Source organism: Idiomarina sp. UBA4206 (assembly GCF_002383015.1).
Classification (GTDB): Bacteria; Pseudomonadota; Gammaproteobacteria; order Enterobacterales; family Alteromonadaceae; genus Idiomarina; species Idiomarina abyssalis.
Map to the genome: position 1 here is coordinate 46,672 of NZ_DFTS01000025.1, position 7,654 is coordinate 54,325.

General features: G+C 50.4%; 8 protein-coding genes and 1 pseudogene. 7 read left to right on the top strand and 2 right to left on the bottom strand.

The annotated features are described in order from the left end of the window. From hisD to hisIE, 7 genes are all read left to right on the top strand, one after another. On the top strand, positions 1-1,203 hold a 1,203-nt coding region (hisD, locus tag B3180_RS05470), incomplete at its 5' end, for a histidinol dehydrogenase (RefSeq protein ID WP_286843447.1). Beyond that, the gene (hisC, locus tag B3180_RS05475; RefSeq protein ID WP_278358813.1) at positions 1,200-2,258 is read left to right on the top strand and encodes a histidinol-phosphate transaminase; all 1,059 of its coding nucleotides are present in this window, start codon (positions 1,200-1,202) and stop codon (positions 2,256-2,258) included. The genes hisD and hisC, both read left to right, overlap by 4 nt. After that, positions 2,255-3,331: a bifunctional histidinol-phosphatase/imidazoleglycerol-phosphate dehydratase HisB gene (gene hisB / locus B3180_RS05480; protein WP_278358814.1), complete on the top strand. Its 1,077-nt coding sequence runs from the start codon at positions 2,255-2,257 to the stop codon at positions 3,329-3,331. Before hisC ends, hisB begins: the two co-directional genes overlap by 4 nt. Beyond that, the gene (hisH, locus tag B3180_RS05485) at positions 3,328-3,918 is read left to right on the top strand and encodes an imidazole glycerol phosphate synthase subunit HisH (RefSeq protein WP_278358815.1); all 591 of its coding nucleotides are present in this window, start codon (positions 3,328-3,330) and stop codon (positions 3,916-3,918) included. Before hisB ends, hisH begins: the two co-directional genes overlap by 4 nt. Next, a complete protein-coding gene (hisA, locus tag B3180_RS05490; RefSeq protein WP_278358816.1) occupies positions 3,912-4,649 on the top strand; it encodes a 1-(5-phosphoribosyl)-5-[(5-phosphoribosylamino)methylideneamino]imidazole-4-carboxamide isomerase in 738 nt (245 codons plus the stop codon). Before hisH ends, hisA begins: the two co-directional genes overlap by 7 nt. Beyond that, positions 4,631-5,428 (top strand): imidazole glycerol phosphate synthase subunit HisF, encoded by a 798-nt coding sequence (hisF, locus tag B3180_RS05495; protein ID WP_222235613.1) that lies wholly within the window; start codon positions 4,631-4,633, stop codon positions 5,426-5,428. Before hisA ends, hisF begins: the two co-directional genes overlap by 19 nt. Next, entirely contained in the window at positions 5,425-6,033 is a 609-nt protein-coding gene (hisIE, locus tag B3180_RS05500; protein WP_224797165.1) for a bifunctional phosphoribosyl-AMP cyclohydrolase/phosphoribosyl-ATP diphosphatase HisIE, read from the top strand. Before hisF ends, hisIE begins: the two co-directional genes overlap by 4 nt. On the opposite strand, the gene B3180_RS05505 is transcribed toward hisIE, so the two are convergent. Together B3180_RS05505 and B3180_RS05510 are read right to left on the bottom strand one after the other, a co-directional pair. Further along, positions 6,030-7,418, bottom strand: a complete 1,389-nt coding sequence (locus tag B3180_RS05505; protein WP_278358817.1) for an MATE family efflux transporter — start codon at positions 7,416-7,418, stop codon at positions 6,030-6,032. The two genes, hisIE and B3180_RS05505, sit on opposite strands and share 4 nt — an antisense overlap. Before the next feature lie 18 nt (positions 7,419-7,436). Further along, a pseudogene (locus B3180_RS05510) lies at positions 7,437-7,654 on the bottom strand (alpha/beta hydrolase); the annotation flags it as partial.

The window sequence follows — 7,654 nt, forward strand, 5'->3', positions numbered from 1 at the left end:
GTCTCTGTTATTCTAAGCGACGTGCGTGATAACGGTGAGCGCGCGGTACTGAATTATACCCGTCAGTTCGACAATTCGGAGGCGACATCACTGCGCATGAGCAGTGAACAAGTCGATGCGGCTATAGCGGGTTTAGATGACAAGATAAAACGCGCCATAGATACTGCGTACCAAACCATTTACCGCTTTCACGAAGCACAACGTCCGCAGAACTTAAGTATTGAAACCGCGCCAGGCGTGCAATGTGAGCTACGTTATGCGCCATTAGACGCCGTCGGTTTATACGTTCCCGGTGGAAGCGCAACCTTGCCATCTACCGCTTTAATGCTGGGTGTGCCCGCGCAAATTGCCGGGTGTCAGCGTGTGGTTATGGTCAGCCCGCCTAATAAGCAGGGTGAATTACCAGCCGCCCTGCTCTACGCGGCTAAGCGTTGCGGTGTGACCGATATTCTGCTGTGCGGCGGCGCTCAGGCAATTGGCGCGCTGGCGTACGGCATAGAGTCATCACCTGCTGTGGGTAAAGTCTTTGGCCCGGGAAACAGCTTTGTGACCGAAGCAAAGCAACAGGTGAGTCAAAATGATAGCGGCTGTGCCATGGACTTACCGGCAGGCCCCTCCGAGCTCTTGGTTATTGCCGATGACAGCGCAAACCCGGCTTATGTGGCGGCAGATTTACTCTCGCAGGCTGAGCACGGACCTGACTCTCAGGTTATTTTGCTTACGACGTCAATGACAGTGGCCGAAAATGTACGACAGGAGCTGATTGCACAATGCGCTCAGCTAAGTCGCGCCGATATTGCCGAGCAAGCCTTGCAAGCCAGTCGTCTGCTGGTAGTTGCCGATATGGATGAAGTCATAGCCATTAGCGAAACCTATGCGCCCGAACACCTTTCTATTCAGACGGATAACGCGCGTGAGCTGCTACCGAAGTTAACCCGCGCAGGCTCTGTCTTTGTCGGACATTATACCCCGGAGTCCGGCGGTGACTACGCAACCGGCACCAACCACGTACTGCCCACCTATGGCTATGCCCGTAATTACAGCAGCCTTGGGCTGGTCGACTTTTACCGGCGTTATACGGTACAGGAAGCCAGCCAGGATGGACTACGCCAGTTAGCAGAAGCCATTACTACTCTGGCCGAGGTTGAAGGCTTAGACGCACACAAGCGTGCCGTAACTATTCGCACGGAGAATAAGCCATGAGCATTGTTGAACAGTTACAGCGCCAGCACCTGAAGCAGTTAACGCCTTATGCGTCAGCGCGTCGCAGCATGAGCGGCGGCAATATCTGGCTGAACGCCAACGAGTCTCCGTACAGTAACTCGTACACTGTCGATGACAGCAAGCTTAACCGGTACCCGGAATTTCAGTCTAAACCGCTGAACCAGGCCTACGCTGAATACGCCGGAATTGAAGCTTCACAGGTATTGAGCAGCCGCGGTTCGGATGAAGGTATTGAATTACTGATACGAGCCTTTTGTGAACCCGGTCAGGACAAAGTACTGATTTGCCCACCGACTTACGGTATGTACGCTATTTCGGCTAAAACCTTTGCCGTTGGCGTAAATGAAGTCCCTTTGCTGAAGAGCTGGCAACTGGACACCGAGTCAGTGATAGACGCTGCAGCAGAGTCTAAGGTTATCTTCTTATGTTCACCTTCAAACCCTCTGGGCAACAGGTTGAATCCGGATGACATTGAGCAAGTTTTACAGCACTCTCCAAGCTCTATTGTGGTTGTCGACGAGGCCTATATTGAGTTTAGTTCTGGTAACAGCGTTGCCGGTTGGCTGGGACGATACCCGAACCTGGTAGTACTACGCACCTTGTCTAAAGCTTTTGCTCTGGCCGGCATTCGCTGCGGTTTTTTGCTGGCGAATGACGACATCATTGAGTTACTGCAAAAAGTTCTGGCGCCGTACCCTTTGCCAGACCCGACAGTGCAAATTGCGGTTCAGGCTTTGCAGACAAGTTCGCTGGAACGACTTCAGCAGCAGGTAGCAAGCTTATTAGCCGAGCGCGACCGTGTGCAAACAGCTTTAGAGCAAACACCACTGACTCTGGTATCGGAAAGTGACACGAACTTTTTATTGTATCAGTGTGAAGATGCCGCTGGTTTAGTGAAATCACTTGCCGACAACGGCCTATTAATACGTAATCAGTCGGCGCAGCGGGGTCTGGAAAACGTTGTTCGAATAACCATTGGTAGCGCCGCCGAAAATGACGAACTGATTCAACAGTTAAAGGATTATTTTTCATGAGCCAGAAGCCTATTTTATTTATCGACCGCGACGGGACTCTGGTAGAAGAGCCCGCTATAGACAAACAGCTGGACAGCGTTGAGAAGCTGGTATTTGAGCCCAACGTAGTACCGGCTTTGCTGAAACTACAACAGGCCGGTTATCAGTTGGTGATGGTATCGAATCAGGACGGTCTGGGTACTGATAGCTTCCCGCAAGCTGATTTTGATGCGCCACATAACTTAATGATGGCGGTGTTTGAATCACAAGGTATTCGCTTTAACGATGTTTTGATTTGCCCTCACTTTGACAGTGATAACTGCAGCTGCCGCAAGCCTGCTCTTGGGCTGGTAAAGTCGTACCTGAAAGAAGGTCGTGTCGACTTTACCAACTCCTACGTTATTGGCGACCGTGAAACCGACCTGCAACTGGCTGAGAATATGGGTATTGAAGGCCTGCGCTACAGCCGTGACGCGCTCAACTGGGATGCCATTGTTCACCAGCTACTGGACAACCCGCGTACAGCGTCAGTTACACGTACCACCCGGGAAACGGATATCAACATTAAGGTGGATTTAGACAGTCAATCACCGCGCGAGTTTGACACCGGTATTGGCTTCTTTGATCACATGCTTGAACAAATAGCCACACACGCGGGCTTCTCGCTTTCGGTTAAGGTTAAGGGTGATTTGCACATTGACGATCACCACACCATTGAAGACACTGCTCTGGCGTTGGGTCAGGCATTACGCTCAGCGCTTGGCGATAAGCGCGGTATTGGCCGCTTTGGTTTTGCTCTGCCTATGGATGAATGCCGGGCGGAATGTCTGATCGATTTATCCGGACGTCCCTATTTGAAATGGGAAGCAGATTTCACCCGCGACAAAGTCGGCGAGTTATCCACCGAGATGGTTGAGCACTTCTTCCGCTCGTTAACCGACGCCATGGCAATGAGCTTGCACTTATCGACCACCGAGGGTAATACCCACCATCAGGTTGAAAGCCTGTTTAAGGTGTTTGGCCGGGCTCTGCGTCAGGCTATTACCAAAACTGGAGACCAACAGTTGCCGTCGAGTAAGGGGATGCTGGCATGAATGTGGTGATTGTCGATACCGAGTGTGCCAACCTGACGTCTGTTCGCTTTGCAGTTGAACGTTTGGGCTACTCAGTGCTTATTACCGATGATGCAGAACAAATACGCACCGCTGACCGTGTCATTTTGCCCGGCGTAGGTACCGCTGCCGCGGCTATGCGTAACTTACAGCGAAAGCAACTCGTAGAGCCGCTGCGGGAATTAACCCAGCCGGTGCTGGGTATTTGTCTGGGTATGCAATTATTGACCTCGCACTCAGAAGAAGGTGACGTTGATTGTCTTAACCTGATTCCGGCAAAAACCAAACGCCTTCGCGAGCATGGTCTTCCGTTGCCGCACATGGGCTGGAATACACTGGAGCCAACCGACGACAACCCATTAGTCGACACAAACGACAGCTACTGCTATTTCGTACACAGTTTTGCTGTAGCCGTTGATGAGTACACCATTGCCAGTAGCGAATACGGTGAACGATTTGCCTCTATGATACGACACAACAACTATTTTGGTGCGCAGTTTCACCCCGAACGCTCAGGTAAAACCGGCGAAGCTCTGTTGAAACGTTTTTTGGAGTTAAAATTATGCTGATCCCTGCTCTGGATCTTATCGATGGAAAAGTTGTGCGTCTGTATCAGGGCGACTTTGCGCAAAAAACTGAATTTGATTTAACACCTTTAGGCCAGGCTCAGCTTTATGCTGAGGCAGGTGCAAAATGGCTACACCTAGTGGATTTAGACGGTGCCAAAGATCCTGACAGACGACAACAGGCCTTGTTGGCTAAACTTGCCTCAGAGTCAGGAATGCGGTGTCAGGCAGGAGGCGGAATACGCACAACAGCAGATTTGGAAGCCTTATTTGAAGCCGGCATTGAACGTGCTGTAATTGGTTCAACGGCGGTGAATAATCCGGATAAGGTCACTCGCTGGTTCTCGACCTACGGACCTGAAAAAATAGTCCTTGCTCTGGATGTCAATATTGACGCAGATGGCAATGCAATGGTGGCTACGCACGGCTGGCAAGAGGCCAGCACGCATACACTGGATGATATTCTAAACCGCTATCTGGATCTCGGTTGTCGCCACGTGCTTTGTACCGATATCAGTAAAGACGGCACCATGACAGGCACCAATGTCGAGCTCTACAAGCGCTATAAAGCACTTTACCCACAAGTGGTCTGGCAGGCATCCGGTGGTGTCAGTTGCTTAGATGATCTTAAAGATTTGAAAGCCGTTAACTGTGACTCAGTTATTCTTGGTAAGTCTTTACTTACCGGCGCTTTCACGATGCAGGAGGCACTGGCATGCTGGCAAAACGCGTAATTCCTTGTCTGGATGTTCGTGACGGACAAGTGGTAAAAGGGGTTAAGTTCCGTAATCATGAAGTTATTGGTGACATTCAGCCTCTGGCTAAACGTTATGCAGAAAGCGGCGCCGATGAGTTAGTGTTCTATGACATTACAGCATCTGCTGACGGACGTACGGTAGACAAGTCCTGGGTGGAACGAGTAGCCCGCGAAATTAATATTCCATTCACTGTGGCCGGTGGCATCCGTTCGGTTGAGCAAGCACAGACCATGCTGTCTATGGGTGCGGATAAAATTTCCATTAACTCGCCTGCTCTGCTTAACCCGGACTTGATCAATACCCTGGTCGAAGAGTTTGGTCAGCAGTGCATTGTTATTGGCATCGACAGCTTTTATAACGAACAGTCTGATCAATATGAAGTCCACCAGTTTACCGGTGACGAGAGTAAATCTCGTAAATCGGCCTGGCAAACGAAAGACTGGCTGCAGGAGGTTATCTCTCGCGGTGCCGGTGAAATTGTTCTGAATTGTATGAATCAGGACGGTGTTCGCCGGGGTTACGATATCGCTCAATTGTCAGCTTTACGTGAATACTGTTCTGTACCTTTAATCGCCTCTGGCGGCGCCGGCGAAATTCAGCATTTTGTCGATGCCTTTCAGCAAGCGAAAGTTGATGGCGCATTGGCAGCGTCGGTTTTTCATAAGAATATATTCAGTATTAGCGACGTAAAAGCCGCTATGGCAGCGAATAATGTTGCTGTTCGCCCTATAGAAGCGGTTCAGGAGACACAATGAGAATTAAGTTAGATACGATAGACCAGCTAGCCTGGGATAAAATGTCGGGGCTGCTACCCTGCACGGTGCAACACGCATTAACCGGTGAAATCCTGATGCAGGCCTATATGAACGCTGACGCTGTTAAAGAGAGTTTAGCAACTGGCAAAACAACGTTTTACAGCCGCAGTAAAGAGCGTTTATGGACTAAGGGCGAGAGCTCAAAAAACTACCTTCAGCTTGAAGGTATTTATTCAGACTGTGATAACGACGCATTACTGGTTCAGGCTCTGCCCGATGGCCCTACCTGCCACTTAGGTAACCGCAGCTGCTTTGCCGAAGCACCTAAACCTTTACTGCACGAGCTGGATGCGCTTATTGCCAGTCGCAAAGGCGCGGATGCCAGTAAAAGCTACACCGCCAGCTTGTTTACCAAAGGGTTAAAACGAGTTGCACAAAAAGTCGGAGAAGAAGGCGTTGAAGTTGCTCTGGCCGCAGCAACCGCCGATAAAGACGAGCTGGTTAATGAAAGTGCGGATTTACTTTATCACTTGCTGGTCGCGTTGCGAGCCAATGAGCTTAGCCTGGACGACGTGCTGGAGGTGTTAGCTAAGCGCCGCGGTTAAGCGGCACTGTTTAACTGCTCACGAAAGTGCTTACGCTCGTATCGACGGGATACGCGGCGTAAGCGCAATGACAACAGGACAGCTGCAACACTTAGACCGCTGATAAAGCCTATCCAGAAACCTGCGGCCCCCATTGCCGGCACTACCCAGTCGGTACGCCCCAAAATAAAGCCCACACTTAGACCAAATGGCCAGTAGGAAATAAAAGCGAGGATCATCGGGTACTTGGTGTCTTTATAGCCACGAAGTGTACCTATAGAAATAGCCTGGAAAGTATCTGACACGGTGAATATAGCCGCCAGCCCCATAAGAGTGGCTGCTAAGTTAATGATGTCCTGGTCAGGTGTATAGAGGCTTGCCAACCAGCCTCCCCCCAAATACATGATAAGCCCATTGACCGTTGCGAATGCGCCACCAAACAGCATAGCGATTTTAAAGCTCAACATGGCATTTTTCGGGTCTCCTGCTCCCAACGCAAAGCCAACCCGTAACGTTACCGCCATAGAGATACTCAGCGGCACCATGTACACCAGTGAACTGATGTTCAGCGCAATTTGATGAGCAGAAACCACCGTTGGCCCCAAAGGAGCTATGAGTAAGGCTACGGCCGCAAACAAACTCACTTCAAAAAAAAGTGACATTGAAATAGGAAAACCGATACGAATAACGTAGGTGACATCGTCCCAGTTCGGACGATACCAGCGGCGCAGTAACCTTAACCGTTTGTAACGTTTGGCGGTAAAGGTATAAATGGCCATAGAGAGAGCCATACCCCACAGCACGATAGCGGTAGCAAGACCACAACCCGCACCACCAAGCTCCGGCATGCCAAATTCACCGTACACAAAGACATAGTTTGCCGGTATGTTGATCAGTAAGCCAATAAAGCCAATGATTAGCGATGGCATGGTATTCGACATACCTTCGCAGAAGTTTCTTAGTACCGCGTAAATAACAAAGCCAGGTATACCCCAGGCTATATAAAAGAGGTAGTCCAGCGTAATGGCACGGAAGTCGTCTTCCACTTCCATAATATCCAATAGCCATGGAGCGGAGGACATTCCAATTAAGGTAATGACGCCGACAATGGCACACGCATACAAGCCCTGCTGCAATATATTGGCAACGCGCTTGTGCGAATTAGAACCATCGAGATGAGAGATAATTGGCGCTAATGCCAACGCCAGGCCGAACACCAATAAAGTGGCAGGCACGAAAATACTTCCGCCAACAGACACGGCCGCCAGGTCAAGCGCGCCCTTGCGCCCTGCCATGACCGTGTCGACCACACTCATTAGCATTTGAGTGAGCTGGGCAACCAGAATGGGACCGGTCAGTTTGGCCAGTTTACGACATTCGTCTTTGTTATTGCTCCACCAGTTCACTCGTTCTTATTCTCTGGGTTAATGAGGTTGGTTGCGCAAAAAGCGCAGAATACGCTGGTTAACATCGGCCGGGTGAGTTAGTGGTCCCATATGCCCGGCAGTAACCGATTCTCTTGTAATATAAGGCAAAACCGTGGACAGAGCCTCAGCAACCGCCTTAGCGCTGCGTCGAGTGTGATCGCCCTGCAACAGCAGCAAGTTTTGAGCAACACCACTGTAATCAGCCAGGCGCCTTG